At 72.2% G+C, this 17,750-nt stretch carries 15 protein-coding genes; 9 read left to right on the forward strand and 6 right to left on the reverse strand.

Going from position 1 to position 17,750, the window contains the following annotated elements; translation table 11 throughout:
* The first annotated feature begins 97 nt into the window (after positions 1-97).
* Positions 98-829, forward strand: a complete 732-nt coding sequence (locus AB0M83_RS38570) for a polysaccharide deacetylase family protein (protein WP_364525084.1) — start codon at positions 98-100, stop codon at positions 827-829.
* On the opposite strand, the gene AB0M83_RS38575 is transcribed toward AB0M83_RS38570, so the two are convergent.
* Complete coding sequence (locus AB0M83_RS38575; protein WP_364525086.1) at positions 771-1,760, reverse strand: histidine kinase dimerization/phosphoacceptor domain-containing protein; 990 nt, start codon at positions 1,758-1,760, stop codon at positions 771-773. The two genes, AB0M83_RS38570 and AB0M83_RS38575, sit on opposite strands and share 59 nt — an antisense overlap.
* Before the next feature lie 23 nt (positions 1,761-1,783).
* On the opposite strand from AB0M83_RS38575, the gene AB0M83_RS38580 reads away from it, so the two are divergent.
* Both AB0M83_RS38580 and AB0M83_RS38585 read left to right on the forward strand, forming a co-directional pair.
* Entirely contained in the window at positions 1,784-2,362 is a 579-nt protein-coding gene (locus AB0M83_RS38580) for a response regulator transcription factor (RefSeq protein WP_364525088.1), read from the forward strand.
* The gene (locus tag AB0M83_RS38585; RefSeq protein ID WP_364525090.1) at positions 2,363-3,262 is read left to right on the forward strand and encodes a hypothetical protein; all 900 of its coding nucleotides are present in this window, start codon (positions 2,363-2,365) and stop codon (positions 3,260-3,262) included.
* An 18-nt stretch (positions 3,263-3,280) separates the two neighbouring features.
* Here the strand turns inward: AB0M83_RS38585 and AB0M83_RS38590 are convergent, their stop codons facing one another.
* Entirely contained in the window at positions 3,281-3,898 is a 618-nt protein-coding gene (locus AB0M83_RS38590; protein WP_364525092.1) for a TetR/AcrR family transcriptional regulator, read from the reverse strand.
* Positions 3,899-3,965: 67 nt separating this feature from the next.
* Between AB0M83_RS38590 and AB0M83_RS38595 the strand changes: the two genes are divergently transcribed.
* The 3 genes from AB0M83_RS38595 to AB0M83_RS38605 are packed head-to-tail and all read left to right on the forward strand — an operon-like array spanning position 3,966 to position 6,284.
* The gene (locus AB0M83_RS38595; RefSeq protein WP_364525094.1) at positions 3,966-4,604 is read left to right on the forward strand and encodes an MSMEG_1061 family FMN-dependent PPOX-type flavoprotein; all 639 of its coding nucleotides are present in this window, start codon (positions 3,966-3,968) and stop codon (positions 4,602-4,604) included.
* A 1-nt stretch (position 4,605) separates the two neighbouring features.
* Complete coding sequence (locus AB0M83_RS38600) at positions 4,606-5,490, forward strand: PDR/VanB family oxidoreductase (RefSeq protein ID WP_364525097.1); 885 nt, start codon at positions 4,606-4,608, stop codon at positions 5,488-5,490.
* Positions 5,490-6,284 carry a siderophore-interacting protein gene (locus tag AB0M83_RS38605; protein ID WP_364525099.1) on the forward strand — a complete coding sequence of 265 codons (795 nt, stop codon included), beginning with the start codon at positions 5,490-5,492 and terminating at the stop codon, positions 6,282-6,284. Before AB0M83_RS38600 ends, AB0M83_RS38605 begins: the two co-directional genes overlap by 1 nt.
* A 67-nt stretch (positions 6,285-6,351) precedes the next feature.
* Here AB0M83_RS38605 and AB0M83_RS38610 read toward each other — a convergent pair whose 3' ends face one another.
* Positions 6,352-7,191 carry a DUF4184 family protein gene (locus tag AB0M83_RS38610; RefSeq protein ID WP_364525101.1) on the reverse strand — a complete coding sequence of 280 codons (840 nt, stop codon included), beginning with the start codon at positions 7,189-7,191 and terminating at the stop codon, positions 6,352-6,354.
* A 98-nt stretch (positions 7,192-7,289) separates the two neighbouring features.
* Here AB0M83_RS38610 and AB0M83_RS38615 point away from each other — a divergent pair, with 98 nt between their 5' ends.
* The 3 genes from AB0M83_RS38615 to AB0M83_RS38625 all read left to right on the forward strand — a co-directional run bounded on the left by AB0M83_RS38615 (position 7,290) and on the right by AB0M83_RS38625 (position 11,873).
* The gene (locus AB0M83_RS38615) at positions 7,290-8,165 is read left to right on the forward strand and encodes an AraC family transcriptional regulator (RefSeq protein WP_364525103.1); all 876 of its coding nucleotides are present in this window, start codon (positions 7,290-7,292) and stop codon (positions 8,163-8,165) included.
* Between the two features lie 193 nt (positions 8,166-8,358).
* Positions 8,359-10,134: a maleylacetate reductase and hydroxyquinol 1,2-dioxygenase domain-containing protein gene (locus AB0M83_RS38620; protein ID WP_364525105.1), complete on the forward strand. Its 1,776-nt coding sequence runs from the start codon at positions 8,359-8,361 to the stop codon at positions 10,132-10,134.
* A complete protein-coding gene (locus AB0M83_RS38625) occupies positions 10,131-11,873 on the forward strand; it encodes an FAD-dependent monooxygenase (protein ID WP_364525107.1) in 1,743 nt (580 codons plus the stop codon). Before AB0M83_RS38620 ends, AB0M83_RS38625 begins: the two co-directional genes overlap by 4 nt.
* 100 nt (positions 11,874-11,973) lie before the next feature.
* On the opposite strand, the gene AB0M83_RS38630 is transcribed toward AB0M83_RS38625, so the two are convergent.
* From AB0M83_RS38630 to AB0M83_RS38640, 3 genes are all read right to left on the reverse strand, one after another.
* Positions 11,974-12,960: a peptidylprolyl isomerase gene (locus tag AB0M83_RS38630; RefSeq protein WP_364525109.1), complete on the reverse strand. Its 987-nt coding sequence runs from the start codon at positions 12,958-12,960 to the stop codon at positions 11,974-11,976.
* Positions 12,961-13,045: 85 nt separating this feature from the next.
* On the reverse strand, positions 13,046-15,322 hold the full coding sequence (locus tag AB0M83_RS38635) for a Tat pathway signal sequence domain protein (protein ID WP_364525111.1): 2,277 nt from the start codon (positions 15,320-15,322) through the stop codon (positions 13,046-13,048).
* 25 nt (positions 15,323-15,347) lie between these two features.
* The gene (locus AB0M83_RS38640) at positions 15,348-17,642 is read right to left on the reverse strand and encodes a glycoside hydrolase family 95-like protein (protein ID WP_364525113.1); all 2,295 of its coding nucleotides are present in this window, start codon (positions 17,640-17,642) and stop codon (positions 15,348-15,350) included.
* Positions 17,643-17,750 lie beyond the last annotated feature (108 nt).

Consider the following 17,750-nt stretch of genomic DNA (forward strand, 5'->3'; position numbering starts at 1 on the left):
CTTGAGGGACTTCAAGTCCCTCAAGGCGACATTCACGGCTTTGGTACTAGTACCTTGGCGGCTTCCCTGAGTGGGGCCCGCTCGCCAGGGTGGCGCCATGATCTTGAAATCCCGCCGCGCGCGGAAGTGGACCATCGTCGTGGCGTGCGTGCTGGTCGTCGTCCTCGCCGGCGCGTTCACGCTGTTCCAGGTGTCGAAGTCGCCGACCTTCCAGTTCTTCGGCACGCTCGTGAACCGCGTCGACACCAGCGAGAAGGTCGTCGCGCTCACCTTCGACGACGGACCCGATCCCGCGGGCACCCACCCGATCCTCGACGCGCTGAAAAGCCGTCAGGTGCCCGCGACCTTCTTCCTCATCGGCCGGGACATCGCCGCGCACCCCGGTCTCGCACACGACATCGCCGCCGCCGGCCACGAAATCGGCAACCACAGCTTCAGCCACGACCGGATGATCGGCGTGACGCCCGCCTGGGTCGCCGACGAGGTCGAAGCCACCGACGCACTCATCCGGACCTCGGGCTACACCGGCGAGATCCTTTTCCGGCCCCCGAACGGCAAGAAGCTCTTCGCCCTGCCGCACTACCTCGCCGAGCACGACCGCACCACGATCACCTGGGACGTCGAACCGGACTCCGATGGCATCCCGGACGCCGCCACCGTCGAGCGCACCACTCTGGACCAGGTCCGGCCCGGCTCGATCGTGGTGCTGCACGGCATGTACCCCGCACGCGAGCAGAGCCGCCAGGCGATCGGGCCGATCCTCGACGGGCTCAAGCAGCGCGGCTACCGGTTCGTGACCGTGTCGCAGCTGCTGGCAATGCGACGCTGACGACCCACTCGCCGTCCCGCGGCCCGTGCGTCAGCACTCCCCCGGCCGCCGCGGCCTGCTCCGCGAGCCCGGCCAGGCCGTAACCCCCGCCCGTGCGCGGACTTCCCTTGAGCGGGTTGCGCGCGGTGATCGTCACCGGGTCGCCGGTTTCGACGTGGAACCGCAGCCGGACGCCGGGACCGTTGTGCCGCAACGCGTTCACGGCCGTCTCCGCGACGAACCGCTCGGCCAGCTCCCGCACCGGGCGCGGCAGCGCGGGCAGCACCGGATCGCGGTCGAGGACCAGGCCGGCGGTGCGCAACCGGGCCAGCACCTCCGCGAGGTCCGGGGCCCGGTCTTCGTCTTCCCGGAGGTCGTCGAGCGTGCGGCGGACCAGCGTCAGCGCGCCGCGGCCGGCCGCCAGGAGCGTGTCGAGCCGCGCGCGGTCAGCGTCGGTCAGGTCGCCGACCGCGCGCAACGTCTCGGCCTGCACCAGCATCACGGCCGTGGTCTGCGCGAGCGTGTCGTGCAGCCGCCGGGCGGCGCGCTCGGCCCGGTCCGCGAGCGCGCGACGGCGTTCGGCGCCGAGCAGCCAGGCGACCGCACTGATCGTCAGCACCAGGACCGTGCCGTCGACCGGCCCCTTCGCCGGGTACACCGCCGCGCCGATCACCAGTGCCGAGGACGCCGCGAGCCACCGCTGCGGAGTGCTGTAGAGCGCGAGCAGCACGGGCACGTACATCGTGTTGCGCGGCTGGTCGAGCAGCAGGTGCCCGGCGGTCGCGAGGGTGACGACCACCAGCACGAGGGCCGGCGCGCGGCGCGACCACAGCAGTGGGACCAGCTGCACCGCGCTGAGCAGCGCGGCGAGCCAGCCCTGGTGCGGGGTCCAGGCGCCGCTGGCGAAGAACACCGCCGCGGCCGCGGCCGTCGTGAGGAGGGACTGGCGCATGCGCCGACAGTAGAGTGCCCGGCATGATCCGGGTCCAGGTCGTCGACGACCACGCGCTGGTGCGCGAGGGCATCGCCCTGATCCTGGGGGCGCAACCGGACCTCGACGTGGTCGCGCAGTACGCGAGCGGGCCGGAGCTGCTCGGCTCCGCCGTCGAGGCCGACGTCGTCCTGCTCGACCTCTACCTGCCCGGCATGGACGGCCTCGAAGTCCTGCGCCGGCTGCGGCCCCCGGCGCCGCGCGTCCTGATGCTGACGACGGTCGGCCGCCCCCGCGAAATCCGCGAAGCGCTCACCGCGGGCGCGGCGGGGTTCGTGCTGAAGGACTCTTCCGGCGACGAGCTCGCGGCCGCCGTCCGCGCCGCGCACCAGGGCGTGACCGCGCTGAGCCCGGCGGTGGCGTCGGCCCTGACCGGCGGCGGCGCGCTGACCCCGCGCGAACGGGACGTGCTGGAGCTGCTCGGCGAGGGACTGTCCAATCGGGACATCGCCGCGCGGCTGCGGCTGGCCGAGCGGACGGTCAAGGTGCACGTCGGGAACGTGCTGGCCAAGCTGGGCGTCACGAGCCGCACGCAGGCGGCGCTCTTGGCGCGGGACCGCTGAGTGGACTGGCTGCCGCGCTGGTGCGCCGACCACCTGGGCGCCTCGCCGGTCGGCGTGCTCTTCGAACGGCACTCCCTCTCGTCGGTGTGCGGGCTGCGGCTGGCCGACGGCCGGGAGGTCGTGGTGAAGGCCCGCGAAGACGACGGCCGGGCGTCCTCGTGCGTCACCGCGCAGGCCCGGCTGGCGGAGCGCGGGTTCCCGTGTCCCCGGCCGCTGACGGCGGTGTCCGTCGTCGGCACGCTGGCCGTGCACGCCGAGGAGTCGCGCCCCGGAGGTGCGGTGCTGCGCGGCGACTCACCGGACGTCGCCGTGCGCTGCGCGGCGGTGTTCGCGTGGCTGATGACCGAGCTGGCCGAGGTGGACGTCCCACCACCGCTGCCGAACCCGCGCTGGGCGCGCTGGGACCACCGGGATCCCGGGCTGTGGCCGGCGATCGGGTTCCTCGACGAGCGCGACCAGAGCGTGGTACCCGTCCACGTCGTCGAGGCGGCCGCCCGGGCCCGGAAAAGGTTGCTGGCCGCCGATCTGCCGTGCGTGCTGGGCCACGCGGACTTCGAAGCGCAGAACCTCCGCTGGCACGACGACATCTGGGCCGTGCACGACTGGGACAGCCTGGCCTGGCAACCGGAAGCGGCACTGGCCGGGGCGGCGTCCGGGGCGTTCGCCAGTGACTCGCCCCCGACGCTCGCGCCGATCGCGAGTTCGGCCGCGTTCTTGTCGGCCTACCAGGAGCTTCGCGGCCGCCGGTTCACCGAGGAGGAGCAGGAGGTGGCGTGTGCGGCGAGCCTGTGGCCAGCGGCGCACAACGCCCGGTGGGAGGCACTGCACGGCGACCCGCCGGTGTCCGGCGACGCAGTCAGCGCCCAGGCGGCCGAACGCCTCCGCCGCGCGAACGCGTGAGCAACGCTCCCCGCCGGTTCACCCCTTGACGTACCGCGTCAGCATCGCGACCATCTCGTCCTCCAGCCGCCCGGTGTCGACCGGCTCGTGGTCGGCCACGAGCTGGTGGATCACCAGCTCCGCCGTCGTGACGATCAGCCGGGCCGCCGTCTCGGTGTCGGCGATCCGGACTTCGGGGTGCTCGTCCAGGAGCGCCCGCAGGTAGCCGACGAGGTGGGTCTTCATCCGCTCGACCTTCTCGAGGACGTCGGTGGACTTCGGGGCCTGTTCCAGCAGCACCCGCAGGAGCCGGGGCTCGTCGAGGTGACTCTCGATCGCCCCGTGGACGAAGAGGCGGAAGACCTCCTCGATCGGGCCGGGCAGCACTTCGCGCTGGACCCGCTCGGCGATCGCCGCGCCGTCGTCGAGGTGGCGGACGAGCAGCTCGGCGAGGATCGCGTCCTTGTTCGGGAAGTACTGGTACAGCGAGCCGATGGAGATGCCGGCCCGCTCGGCGATGCGGTTGGTGGTGCCCGCGGCGTAGCCGTGCTCGCCGAAAACGTGAGCAGCCGCCGTCAGGATCCGCTGCCGGGTCAGCTCGGCGCGGACCTGCCGGGGCTGTTTACGTGGCTGGATGCGGCGCTGGTCCGGCGTCACGGCACTCCCTTCCGCGCGGCTCGAAAGCGAGTAGCGCAAGACCTGAATGTTTGCTCATAATTGTGCCATGACCAGGACAAACACGCTGAGCACCCGGTACCGGCGGGTGTCCATGGCCGAGGTGCGCAGCCGGCTGGGCGCCCCCGAGGAGATGCTCGAGGGCAAGAAGCTCGACCACGTCGACAAGCACGCCCGCCGGTTCATCGCGCACTCGCCGTTCCTCGCTCTGGCCACCTCCGACGCCGCGGGCCGCGCGGACTGCTCACCCCGCGGCGACTACCCGGGCTTCGTGAAGGTCCTCGACGAGCACACGGTCGCGCTGCCCGACCGGCCCGGCAACAAGATCGCCGACTCGTTCCGCAACATCGCCGAGAACGACGGCGTCGGCCTGCTGTTCTTCATCCCCGGCGTGCGGGAAGTCCTGCGCGTCAACGGAAGCGCGTACGTCACCGACGACCCGGACGTGCTCGCGCGGATGCGCACCGAAGCCAAGGCACCGATCTTCGCCCTCATCGTCGAGGTCGCCGAGACGTACTTCCACTGCGGCCGCGCGCTGCTGCGGTCCCGGCTGTGGGACCCGGCCAGCCAGGCGCTGGCGGCGGAGATGCCGTCGGCCGGCGAGATCGTCGCCGACCAGCTGAGCCTGGCCGTCGACCCGGCGATGTTCGAGCAGCTCCTCGAAGACAGCTACCGGAAGTTGTACTGACATGCAGAAAACGATGCTGGACCGGGTCGAGCGGGTCGCCGACGACGTCGTCTCGCTGGTGCTTCGCGGCGACGAAGGGCCTCTGGAAGCGTGGGAGCCGGGCGCGCACATCGACCTGGTGCTGCCGAACTGGCTGACGCGGCAGTACTCGCTGTGCGGCGACCCCGGCGACCTCTCGGCGTACCGGATCGCCGTCCGGCTCGACCCGCTGAGCCGGGGTGGCTCGGAGTACGTCCACTGGTACCTCAACCCGGGCCGGGCGCTCGAAGTCTCTTCGCCGCGCAACCACTTCCCGCTCGTTCCCGCGGCGGAATACCTGTTCCTGGCGGGCGGGATCGGGATCACGCCGATCGTGCCGATGCTGCGGGCGGCCGTCGCCTCCGGGGCCGCCGCTTCGCTGGTCTACGTGGGACGGTCCGCTTCGACCATGCCGTTCGCGGCGGAACTCGTCGACACGTATGGCGAACGCGTGCGGCTGTTCTCCGGAGGCCGGCCGGATCTCGAGGAGCTCGCGGATTTCGCGGGTGAGGTCTACTGCTGCGGACCGGCGTCGATGCTGGCCGCGGCCGAAGCGGTGTTCCCGCGGGTGCGCGCCGAACGCTTCCAGCCGACCGCGCGGGTGTTCGGGCCCGACACCGCGTTCGAGGTGGTCTGCGCGCGGTCCGGGGCGACGATCCAGGTCCCGGCCGACGAGTCCCTGCTCGACGCGCTGAACCACGCCGGCCGGCCGGTGCCGTCCGGGTGCCGCGAAGGCGTTTGCGGGAGCTGCGAGCTGTCGGTGCTCGACGGCGAACCCGAGCACCGCGACGACATCGGCGCGCCGCCGGGGCGGATGTACGCGTGCGTGTCGCGGGCGTCGTCGCCGCGGCTCGTGCTGGACGTCTGATGATCCCGAAGGTGCGTCGCCCCGCTTCCCGGCGGATGATCACCCTCGAAGTCCTCGCGAACACCGCGCCGAGCCCGGCGTTCCGAACCATTACGCTCGGCGGCCCCGCCGTGGCGGACCTGGAAGTGGCGGGCGACGACCAGGCCGTGCGGCTGTTCTTCCCGCGGGCAGGCCAGGACGGGCTGCGGATGCCGACCCTGGACAACGAGGGCTGGATGGCCGAGGTGCTGCTGCTGCCGAAGTCGCGTCGGCCCTGGGTGCGCAACTACACGATCCGGCGGGCGCGTCCGGGCGAGATCGACATCGAGTTCGCGCTGCACGACGGCGACGCCCCGGCGGCGTCGTGGGCCCGGCGGGCGCGCCCCGGCGACCCGGCGGGGATCTTCGACCTGGGCGTGAGCTACCTGCCGCCGTCCGGGGTGGCGTGGCAGCTGCTGGCCGGCGACGAGAGCGCGGTGCCGGCGATCCTGGCGATCCTCGAGCACGCTCCGGCCGACCTGGTGGCCGAGGTGTTCCTGGAGGTGCCGTCGGCCGCCGACGTCCGGGAGGTGTCGGCACCGCCGGGGGTGCGGGTGCACTGGCTGCCGCGCCCGCAGCCGGGACGTCCGGGGGTCTTGGCGCTGGAGACGGTCCGCGCAGCCGAGCTGCCTGGCGGGCGGGCTTACGCGTGGGTGGCCGGCGAGGCCGCGCTGGCCACGGGAGTACGCCGCCACCTGGTGCGCGAGCGCGGCTGGGCGAAGTCCGACATCGCGTTCCTGGGCTACTGGCGTCACGGCCGAGCAGCCCCAGGCTGACGCCTCGCGTACCTGAAGGGTCGGCTCACGTACCTGAAGGGTCGGCTCGCGTACCCAGGCAGTCGGCTCACGTACCTGGAGAGTCGGCTCGCGTACCTGGAGAGTCGGTTCGTGAGCCGACTGCCTGGGTACGTGAGCCGACCCTCTGGGTACGTGAGCCGACCGTCTGGGTACGCGAGCCGACCCTCTGGGTACGCGAGGCGACTGACCAGGCCAGTACGTAGGCCGTCGCGGCCAGCGCGCACCCGCGCACCGCGCCGAGCAGGAGGCACCGCACCCAGTCGTAGCCGCTTACCCGGCTCACCGGGTCGGTCAGGCCGAGCAGCGCGCCGGCCACCAGCCCCACCCCGAGCCCGGCGAACACCACCGCACGGATGGCTCGCGAAAGCACCGGCCACGCGCGGCCGGCCCGGGGCGTCCGGCGGTACCACCGCGTCGCCGCCATGCCGAGCACAACGAGACCCAGCACCGACGAGACGTAGCCGACGACGTTGTACACCCGGTGCGGCCCGGCCACCGGCACCCGCAGCAGCGGCCAGTGCCGGACCATGAAGCCGGCCGTGTGCGTGAAGGCGTCCCAGAGCAGGTGGGTGGCCGCTCCCACCACGATCGCCACCACCGCTCCGGGCCACCGCACGCGCACGGCCGGCCGCGGCACCCGGTCCCGCAGACCCGCCGGGCCGAGCGCCAGTGCCGGTCCGAGCACCCCGTGGCCGGCCACGACCAGGGCGAGCCCCAGCAGCAGGTCCAGCGTCACGAGCCCGAGCGGCTCATGGGTGAGCTCACCGCCCGGCACCGGCAGGTAGTAGGCGACGTCGGGGGCCAGCGAGCCCGCGACGAGTCCCGGCAGCCACAGCCGGCGGCCCAACGGCAGCACGGCGGCCGGGTGGGCGAAGGTGAACGGCAAGGGGTCTCCAGCACTCGGACGGACTACGGAGAAGACGCCTGGCCCACCTGCGAGGTTCGCGTACCATCGCGGGCAGCCTCGACGTCGAGGAGGCAGGCGTGGGCGAACTCGGGCTGACCGACACCAACGGCATCCTCGCGCTGCCCTGGGTCCGGCCCGAACGCACCAGCGCCGGGCTCGGCTGGGACCGCGTCTACGTCTCCCGGCAGCGGGAACGTCCCTACCGCGCCGAGTTCGCGCCCGCCCGCAGCCACCAGCTGATCCTGCACCTCGACGGGCCGGTGACCGTCCGCCGCGGCGTCGGAACCCCGCGCGAACGCAGCCGGCGGATGCCCGCCGGCGGGTTGTTCCTGCAGCCTTCGCACGCCGATCTGTCCGTCGAGCTCGGCGGGGAGCTCGAGACCGTGCACGTCTACGTCGCCGACGACGCCGTGCAGGAGGCCGCCGGTGAGCACGCGCCCCTGCGGCTCGCCGAGGAGCTCGGCAGCTCCGATCCCCTGCTCGAGCAGCTGGTGCTCAGCCTCGACGGCGTCGTCCGCGACTGGGAGCCGAGCGCGCGCACGTACGCCGACCAGCTGGGCACGCTCGTCGCGGCGCAGCTGGTCCGCCGCCACCACGCCGGCCCCGCTCGCGAGCCCGCGCCGTCGCGGGGCCTCTCCGATCGGCAGTTCACCCGGGTCCGCGACGTGATGGCGGAACGCCTGGCCGAGCCGGTGCCGCTGGCGGAGCTGGCCGCGCTCGCCGGGCTGAGCGTGAGCCAGTTTTCGCGGCAGTTCAAGGCCCGCACCGGCCTGCCCCCGCACCGGTTCCTGCTGCGGCTGCGCGTGGAGCGGGCGGGCCTGCTGCTGCGCACGGGCGACGACCCGATCGCCGAGATCGCGGCCCGCTGCGGCTTCTCCCACCAGGAGCACCTGACGCGGGTCCTGCGCGCCCAGCTCGGCACCACCCCGGCAGCCCTGCGCCGGGCGCGCTGACCCGTAACTCGCGTGATCCGAGCCGTAACCGGCGTGATTGAGGCCGGAACTCGCGAGTTCCGCCTCCGATCACGCGAGTTCCGCCCTCGATCACGCGAGTTCCGGCTCCGATCACGGCACCACGCGCGTTTCGTGCCGTCCCGCAGCACGAACGTGCAGGACCGCACGCCAGGCCGGCCGGATACTCGCTCGCATGACCTCGTTCACCTACGCCGCGAACCCCGTCCGGGTGGTCTTCGGCCGCGGCACGCTCGGCGCCCTCGGGGACGAGGCCGGCCGCCTCGGGATGAGCCGCGTCCTGCTCATCGGCACTCCGCGCCACGCCGGCCAGGCCGCCGAAGCGCTCGGCCCGCTGCTGGCCGCGCGCTTCGAAGACGCCACCATGCACACCCCCGTCGACGTCACCGAGCGCGCGCTCAAGGTCGTCGCCGAGCACGACGTCGACGGCGTCGTCGCCATCGGCGGCGGCTCGGCCACCGGGCTGGCCAAGGCGATCGCCCTGCACACCGATCTGCCGCAGCTGATCGTCCCGACGACGTACGCGGGCTCCGAGCTCACCGAAGTCCTCGGGCAGACCGCCGACGGCCGCAAGACCACGCAGAAGACCCCGAAGGTCCGGCCCGAAACGGTCCTGTACGACGTCGACCTCACGCTCGGCCTGCCCGTGCCCCTCTCCGCCGCCAGCGGCCTCAACGCGCTCGCCCACGCCGTCGAGGCCCGCTACGCCCCTGACGCCAACCCGATGACCGACCTGCTCGCCGCGGAAGCGACGAAGCTGCTCACGAGCGCCCTGCCGCGCATCGCGCGGAATCCGTCCGATGTGGACGCGCGGACCGACGCCCTGCGCGGCGCGTGGCTGGCCGGGACGTGCCTCGACGCCGTCTCGATGGGCCTGCACCACAAACTCTGCCACTTCCTCGGCGGCAAGTTCGGCCTGCCGCACGCGGAAACGCACGCCGTCCTCCTCCCGTACGTCATGGCCCACAAGGGTCTCGACGACGCCGGCGACGTCTTCGAACTCGCCGCGAGCCTCCCCATCCCGCACTCGCTGGCCGAGCTCGGGCTCACCGAAGCGGACATCGCGGACGAGCCGGAGGCGGACCTGCTCCGCCAAGCGATCGACGGCACCCGGCCCGCCGCACGCCCGAGTCTCAAGGCACTCACGAAACAGGTCGTCGACAGCTTCGCCGCCGCGCCGGACCGCATCCGCGAACTCCTCACCGACCTCGTCGAGACTCTCCACGGGTACGCCGTCCGCACCGACCTCACCCAGGACGAGTGGGAGTACGCCATCGGCTTCCTGACCCGGGCGGGCCACATCACGACCGACACCCGGCAGGAGTTCATCCTCCTGTCGGACACCCTCGGCGTGTCGAGCGTCGTCGACGTCCTGACGAACTCGCGGACGCCGGACACGACGCCGTCGGCCGTGCTCGGCCCGTTCTACGTCGAAGGACCACCCGAAACCCCGCAGGGCGCCGACATCGCGGCAGGGCTTCCGGGCACTCCACTGTGGACCGACATCCGCGTCACCGACACCGGCGACCAGCCGGTGCCGGAGGCGGTCGTGGACGTCTGGCAGTCCAATGAGGACGGTTTCTACGACGTCCAGCTGCCCGACGTCGACGGCCCGGTGCTGCGGGCCCGCTTCCGCACCGACGCCGAGGGCCGGCTGCGTTTCCGGACCATCGTGCCGAGCGCGTACCCGATTCCCGCCGACGGTCCGGTCGGGCAAATGCTCGACGCCGTGGGCCGGCACCCGTTTCGCGCGCCGCACGTGCACTTCATGATCGCCAAGCCCGGCTACCGGACGCTGATCACGCAGCTGTTCGTCGCCGGCGGCGAGTACCTCGACTCGGACACGGTGTTCGGCGTCAAGGACGGCCTGATCGTCGACTTCACCGAACAGCCCGACGGGACCGGGCGCCGGCTCGACTTCACCTTCCGCATCTCGGGGAGCAGCGCATGAGCTACGACACCGACGTCCTCGTGGTCGGCAGCGGACCGGCGGGCGGATCCGCCGCGCTGCTGCTCGCCACCTACGGCGTGCCGACCGTGCTGGCCACCAAGTACGGCTGGACGGCCAACACGCCCCGCGCGCACATCACCAACCAGCGCACCATGGAGGTGCTGCGCGACCTCGGCGTCGAGGACAAAGCCCTGGCCGTCGGGACGCCGCCGGAGCTGATGGGCGACACCGTGCTCTGCACGTCGCTGACCGGGCCGGAGATCGGCCGGATCGCCAGCTGGGGCACCGGCGACCGGTCGGCGTCGGAGTACGGCGCGGCGAGTCCGTGCCACATGATCGACCTGCCGCAGACCTACCTCGAGCCGATCCTGGTGAGCGAGGCCGCCGCCCGCGGCGCGAAAGTGCGACTGGACACCGAGTTCCTCGACTTCACGCAGGACTCCGACGGCGTCACCGCACGGTTCCACGACCGCGTGCGCGGCGACGAGTTCACCCTCCGGGCGAAGTACCTGATCGGCGCGGACGGAGCGCGCAGCCGCGTCGCCGAGCAGGCCGGCCTGCCGATCGCCGGGCAAACCGGCAAGGCGGGCAGCATGAACATCACGTTCACCGCCGACCTCGCGCCGTACGTGGCCCACCGCCCGAGCGTCCTGTACTGGGTGATGCGGCCGGGCGCGCACCTCGGCGGGATCGGGATGGGCCTGGTCAGGATGGTGCGGCCGTGGAACGAGTGGCTGCTGACCTGGGGCTACGACATCGAGCAGGCCCCGCCGGAGGTCGACGTCGAAGAGGCGACGCGGCTGGTGCGCGACCTCGTCGGCGACCCGGACCTGGACGTCGAGATCACCTCGACGTCGCTGTGGACGGTCAACCACAACTACGCGACGGAGTACCGGAGTGGCCGGGTGTTCTGCGCCGGCGACGCGGTGCACCGGCACCCGCCGTCCAACGGGCTCGGCTCCAACACCTCGATCCAGGACTCCGCCAACCTCGCGTGGAAGCTCGCGATGGTGCTTCGCGGCGAAGCGGGCGAAGGGCTGCTGGACAGCTACAGCGCCGAGCGGGCGCCGGTCGGCAAGCAGATCGTCGACCGGGCGAACCTGAGCCGCGACCAGTTCGGGCCGATCTTCGCGGCGCTGGGCATCACCGGCGACACCGACGCCGACGGCATCACGGCCGGGCTCGAGACCTGCCTCGCGCCCACGGCCGAGGGCGCGCTGAAACGGCGTGAGCTGGAGAAGGCGATCGAGCTGAAGCACTACGAGTTCAACGCCCACGGCGTCGAAATGGATCAGCGGTACGTCTCGGGCGCGGTGCTGCCGGACGGGGTCGTGGCCCCCTCGGAGCGCGATCCCGAGCTGTTCCACCGGCCGAGCACCGAGCCGGGGGCGAAGCTGCCGCACGCGTGGCTCGTGGGACCGCACGGGCGCCGGGTGTCCACTTTGGACCTCGTGGGCGGCGGCCGCTGGACGGTGCTGACCGGCCTCACCGGCACGGCGTGGCGCGACGCGGCGGCCAAGGTGGGCGCGGAACTGGGTCTCGACCTGCGCACGGTACGCGTCGGCGACCCGGAAGGCCGGGACGCATACGGCGACTGGTCCCGGCTAAGCGGCATCGACGAGGACGGCTGCCTCCTGGTCCGCCCGGACGGCTACGTCGCCTGGCGCCACCGCACGGCCGACGCGGAAGCGGCGAAGTCCCTCCTGACCGCGTTGCGAACCCTCCTGGACCGTGCTTGACGACGGAACTCGCGTGACTGGGCACGGAAGTCGCGTGATTGAAGCCGTAACTCGCGAGTTCCGGCTTCAATCACGCGAGTCACGGCTCTGATCACGCGAGTTACGGCGTGGTGACCTCGGTGAAGGTGACCGGGATCTTCGGGGGGCCGCTGCCGTCGCCGATGCCGGGCTTGGACGTGTCGATGCCGCCCTGGGCGACCCTGTCCAGGACTTCGAGACCGGCGTCGTCGATGCGGCCGAACACCGTGTACTCCGGCGGGATCTCCGTTTTCCCGAAGACCAGGAAGAACTGGGACCCGCCGGTGTCGGGTTCGGCCGTCTTCGCCATCGCGAGGATGCCGCGGCCGTAGGTCAGCTCGGGGAACGTCTCGTCCTTGATCGTGTAGCCCGGCCCGCCGGTGCCGTCGCCGGCCGGGTCGCCGCACTGCAGCATCTGCAGGCCCGTCGTCACCGACAGCCGGTGGCACGACGTGCCGTCGTAGAACCCCTGCTTCGCGAGGCTCAGGAAGTTCACCACCGTGCACGGCGCGAGCGCGCGGTCGAGCGTCAGCACGATGGCGCCCGCGCTGGTCTCGAGCTTCACGTTCAAAGTCCCCGACGACGGCGCCGGCCCGTCCGGTGGTGGTGTCGCCGGCTTCGGCGCGGGTGACCCGGGGGCGGGCGTGAACGCGCAGGTGATCGGGTCGGCGAGCGGCCTCGGCCGCGTCGGCATCGGGTGCCGGCCGCCCGCGATCGACACCGGGGCGCTCTCCGTGGCCGTCGGCGCCGCGACCGAGGTCGGCGAGGGCGACGCCGTGAACTGCCCGATGGCGCCCTCGCCGTCCGGTTCGCGCAGGAAACCGGGGTAGCCCCAGGCCAGGAAGGCCAGCGCCATCAGGATGACGACGATGACCGACCCGACGATCAGCACGACGGCGGCGGGCGAAGTCTTCTTCGGCGGCACCGGCGGCTGCCACTGCGGGTACTGGGAGAACTGCTGGTAGGGCTGCTGCGGACGCGCGTCATACCCCGGGAAGGGCGGCTGCGGCGGTGCCCCGTTCGGTCTGTCCCCGTCCGGCCGCTCCCCCGGTGGCCCCGGCTCGCTCATCCCCGCTCCCCTCGTCAGGAAGCCCATTCTGCCGCGAGGGCCGGCTCCCCGGGCGCGAACCCGGAAAGCCTGCCCGATCAGCCCCTCACGGGAGCCCCCACGGCACGCTCGCCCCGCCCGGCGCGACCGGCCGCACGCCGAAGTCCGGCCGGTCGCCCTTCCGGTACACGAAGGCATCCTCACCGCGCGCCAGCTCCACCTGCACGTCGCCGTTGCCCAGCCGCCGCCAGTGCCGCGAACGGCCTCGCGCGTCCGTCACCGCGAGGTCGCCCTCGATGCCCGGCCGCAGCACGCAGGGCGCCCCCGCCTCGCTGTGCACCTTCAGCCAGCGCGTCTTCCCGCCGGCCCGGGACGCGCTCAGCAGGAACGCGCCCTCCGTGCGGAAGTCGCGCAGCGCGATGTCGCCCCAGGCCGCGGGCACCGCGGGGAACAGCCGGAGCACGCCATCCCAGCTCTGCACCAGCATGTCCTGCAGGGACTTCGCCGCCGACAACGGCGTCTCGATGACCGGCCCCGACTCCTTGTACATCGTGTTCGGCTGGATGTACCGGCGCTGCAGCTCGCCGAGGTAGAACGCCGCCTGCTCGCCGCGCAGCATCTGCGCCGAGATCGACGCCGCCCCGGTGAACGTGTACCCCTGCAGCGCTCCCTCGAAGCCGACCCAGTGGCTCAGCGACGTCTCGATGATCTGCCGGTGCTCCGGCCGCTCCCACGTGACGTCGTAGAGCGGGTAGATCTGCAGCAGGTGCGAGTAGTGCCGGTGCGACTTCGCGAACGGGACACCGGCGCCGATCATGTACCCGTCGGCGTCGGCCGGGTAGTCCACCAGCGAAGCCAGGACCTCCCGCCACTTCGGCGCCAGCGCGTCGCCGGGCGCATTCCGCAGGAGCGTCTTGCAGCCCCAGCGGATGAGCGAGAGGTCGTAGTTGCAGTCGGGCGCGTTGACACCGTACTCGGGCGAGAACGTCGGCGGCAGGTGCAGCTTCCCGTCCGGGCCCGGCGCGAGGAAGTGCAGGTAGTAGTTGATCGCCTTGCGCAGCAAGGGGACCAACGTGCCGGACAGCAGCTTCCGGTCCATCGTGTGGCGGTAGGACAGCCACACGTTGTGCAGCGCCCACGTCAGGTTGCCGACCTCCGGCGTCGGCGTGTCCTGCCCGGGAACGCCGACCGGGAACCCGCTGGTGGCGTTCGAGACGCCGTTGAGCAGGGTCATGTCGGTCGTGCGCGGGATGCCCGCGGAATCGGCCTGGTACGGCGATGCGACCTGGCTGGTCAGGTTGGCGCGGTACTTGTCCAGCGCATGGCTGACGGCGTCCAGCTCCAGGTGGTTCGAGCCGTGGATGAGCCAGTACTCGAGCTGGACGTTGAGGTTCCACCACGTCGCCGGCCACGGCGTGTTTTCCAGCCACGGCCCGGACGTCGCCATCACCGGCGCCTCGCGCCGCGCCGCCGACGCCACCTTGTACAGCTGGATCCAGTAGAAGCTCTGCAGCCGGGTGTCCGGAATGGACACGAAGCTCGCCCGGTAGTAGTCGTGCCACCAGCGCCGGTGCTCCTGAGTCAGCGCCCCGAACGGCTCGGCTCGGCGAACCGACGAGAGCGCCCGCGCCGCCGACGTCTTCGCCGGGTGCGACCAGGCCACCGACGTGTACAGCGTGCGCGTGCCGCCGCGGGTGACCTCCCGCCAAGCCGTCACGTGCTCGCCGCCGGCCAGCAACGGCTGGACGGCCAGCCGCGCATCGCCGCTGCCGCTCAGCCGCACCGGTGGGTTGGCGGTGTAGCCGGCCGGCGGCGGCTTGTTCCACACCGGGTCGGCTCGCGGGCTGACCGCGACCGCCGGGTGGAAGACCCACTCGAACGCGCGTTCCCCCTCGGAGGGGCGGATCTCGACGGCCAGCAACGACTGTCCGGTGTGGACGATCACCCGCAGGCTCAGGCTGCCCGACGTCGTCGTGATCGTGCCGGTCAGCTCGGCGTTCCACAGGTCCATCCGCCAGTCGATCGCGGTGATCGCGCCGACCGGTTCGAGCGTGAAGTACCCGATCGGCAGCCGCGCCAGGCCGAACAGCGACCCGAACTCCGGCCGGTGGTCCTGGACCTGGCTGTGCTGGACGGTGAAGCGGATCGCGTTCTGCCCGGGCTCGGCGTAGATGCCGGAGCCGAGGAACCCGTTGCCCAGGAAGGGGCCTTCGTACCAGGTCTTCGGCAGCCGCCGCCAGTACAGGTCCGCGGTGCCGAGGAACCCGGCCCAGCCGAAGTCGTCGCTGCCGGGCACGTCGGCGAAGGCGGGGGTGATGCCGGCCGCACCCGCCGCGATCCCGGCGAGCGCCCCGCCGAGCACGGTCCTTCGGGTGATGTCCATTCCGACCTCCTTGTCGAAAACGGGTTCAGCTCGGCAGGCCCCACGCCGGTGCGGGGCCGAGGGCGGGAACGTCACGGGGCGCGCAGTCCGGCCGCGCACCGCGCGGGGTGACGACGGCGGTGCCGCCGCGCCGCAGCCCGATCGCGATCCGCCCGGGCCCGGCCGGGCGCCACGGCAGCCGCCGGCCGTGCTCGTCCCGGACGTCGACGTCGCCGGGGACGCCGTGCTGCAGCACCAGCGGCTCACCGGCTTCGCTGTGCACGCGCACGAACTCCGTCCTGCCGTCGCGGCGGGAGGCGTCCACGAGGAACGCGCCTTCCGCACGCAGGCCCGCGATCGAGGCGTCGCGCCAGGTCGCCGACACCGACGGGAAGATCTTGAGCACGCCGCCCGACCCCTGCATCAGCATGTCCACCACGGACTGGGCGGCGGTGATCGGGCTTTCGATCGCGAAGTTCGAGCCCTCGCGGTACATCGTGTTCGCGGTCAACTCGGTGTCGGCGACGACGTTCCGGTCGAGGAAGAACTTCAAATAGCGCAACGCTTCCTCGGGCGCGTCCATCACAGACTTCATCGAAGACGCGGCCGCGTAGCTGTAGCCGTGCCAAGCGGACTGGTCGGCGGCCCAGTGGTCGAAGGTCCGGGTCATGACGTCGCGGTCCGCGGGCCGGTCCCAGACCTTCTCGCGCAGCGGGTAGAGCCACAGCAGGTGGGAGAAGTGCCGGTGCGACGCGGATAGGGGGACGCCGTCGCCGATCAGGACGCCGTTCGCGGGGTCTTCGTGGTAGGGCACCAGTTTCGCGCCGATCTCCTGCCAGATCGGGACGCGCGGCTCGTTCAGGCGCAGGATCCGCGCCGTGTCGACGAGCGTGCGGGCGGCCCAGCGGATGAGCGACAGGTCGTAGGTGCAGTCGGCCGCGTCGGCGTACTCCGGCGACCGGGTCAGCGGCAGGTGCAGGGACCCGTCCGGACCGGTGAAGAGGAAGTGGCGGTAGAAGTTCAGGGCCTTCGCCAGCGTCGGGTACAGGACGTCGCGCAGCACCCGCCGGTCCAGGTGGTGGCGGTAGGCGAGCCAGACGTTGTGCAGGCCCCACAAGAGGTTCCCGGTCTGGTCGGTCTTGGACGTCGTCCCGGGAACGCCCACCGAGCGCGTGCCGCCCGGCCGCAGCCGCCAGTCGCCGGGGTGCGAGAGGGCGTAGGTGTCGCCGTCGCGGTAGGCGGGTGGCACGGACGTCTCCAGGTTCGCGTGGTCGCGCCGGAAGGTCTCGGTGACGGCGTCGAGTTCGGGGTGGTTGCTGCTGTTGACGATCGGGTAGGTGACCTGGACGTTGAGGTTCCACCAGACCGCGGTCCAGCTGTTGCCGACCTCGGGGAACCACGGTCCCCACTCGGACACGACCGGCCCGCCGGCACGGGTGGCGGCCGCGATCTTGTAGAGCTGGATCCAGTAGAACCGCTGGATCTGCTTGTCCGGCACCGAAACGAAGCTGCGCGCGTGGTAGTCGTTCCACCAGCGGCGGTGGCGGGTGAGAAGGGCGTCCGGGTTCGCCGCAAGCGCTTTCCCCACGGCCGCGAGGGCGTCCGCGGTGTGCGTCGTGCCCGGGAAGCTGTAGGCGACGGCCGCCGCGAGCAGCCGCCGGGTGCCGATCCGGCGTTCGCGCCACGCCGTCGTGTAGCCGCCACCGGCGAGCATCGGCTGGGCGCAGTACCCGGCACCGAGCTCGGGCGCGGGGTTCGCGACGTACTCGGGCGGCTTGCGGACGGTCCGGGTCGTCGCCGACTCCAGCGGCTGGAATGCCCACGCCGCACCGGCTTCGCCCGCCGTCGGGGTCAGCGAGACGAGCAGCACGCCCAGGTCGTTGTGCACGACGGCGGAGAACGCGACCGAGCCCTGGGTGGTGGTGATCGTGCCGCCGAACTCGGCGTTGTAGAGGTCGAGCGTCCAGTCGACGGCGGTGATCGCGCCGGCGAGGGTGAGCGTGAGGTAACCGATCGGCAGGCGGGACAGCCCGATCCCGGCCTCCCACTGGATGCGCTGGTCCTGCACCTGGGTGTGGCTCAGCATCACCTTGAGGACCTGCGGTGTCTTCCCGGCGTAGACCTGCGCGCCGAGGTAGCCGTTGGCGAGGAACGGGCCTTCCTGCCAGTTCTTCGGGAGCCGCTTCCAGACCATGCGCGCATCGGCGGCGACGTCCCGATGCGAATTTCCCGGCCGCGCGGCGGCGGGCGGTGCGGCTCGGGCCCAGAGTCCCCCGAACGCGGCGGCTCCCGCCACGACCGAGGCAGAGCGGAGCAGGGTACGCCGCGACACTGCGTCCATGAAGCATCCTCCGAATTCATACTACGTTTCGGTGAGGTCAGCAGGCGGCGTGCGGCCATACTTGCAGACGGCGTCCCGAAACGCCAGGAGGATTCACCCGGAAAGCGG

Origin of the sequence: Amycolatopsis sp. NPDC051106 (genome assembly GCF_040682775.1) — a bacterium.
Taxonomy (GTDB): Bacteria; Actinomycetota; Actinomycetes; order Mycobacteriales; family Pseudonocardiaceae; genus Amycolatopsis.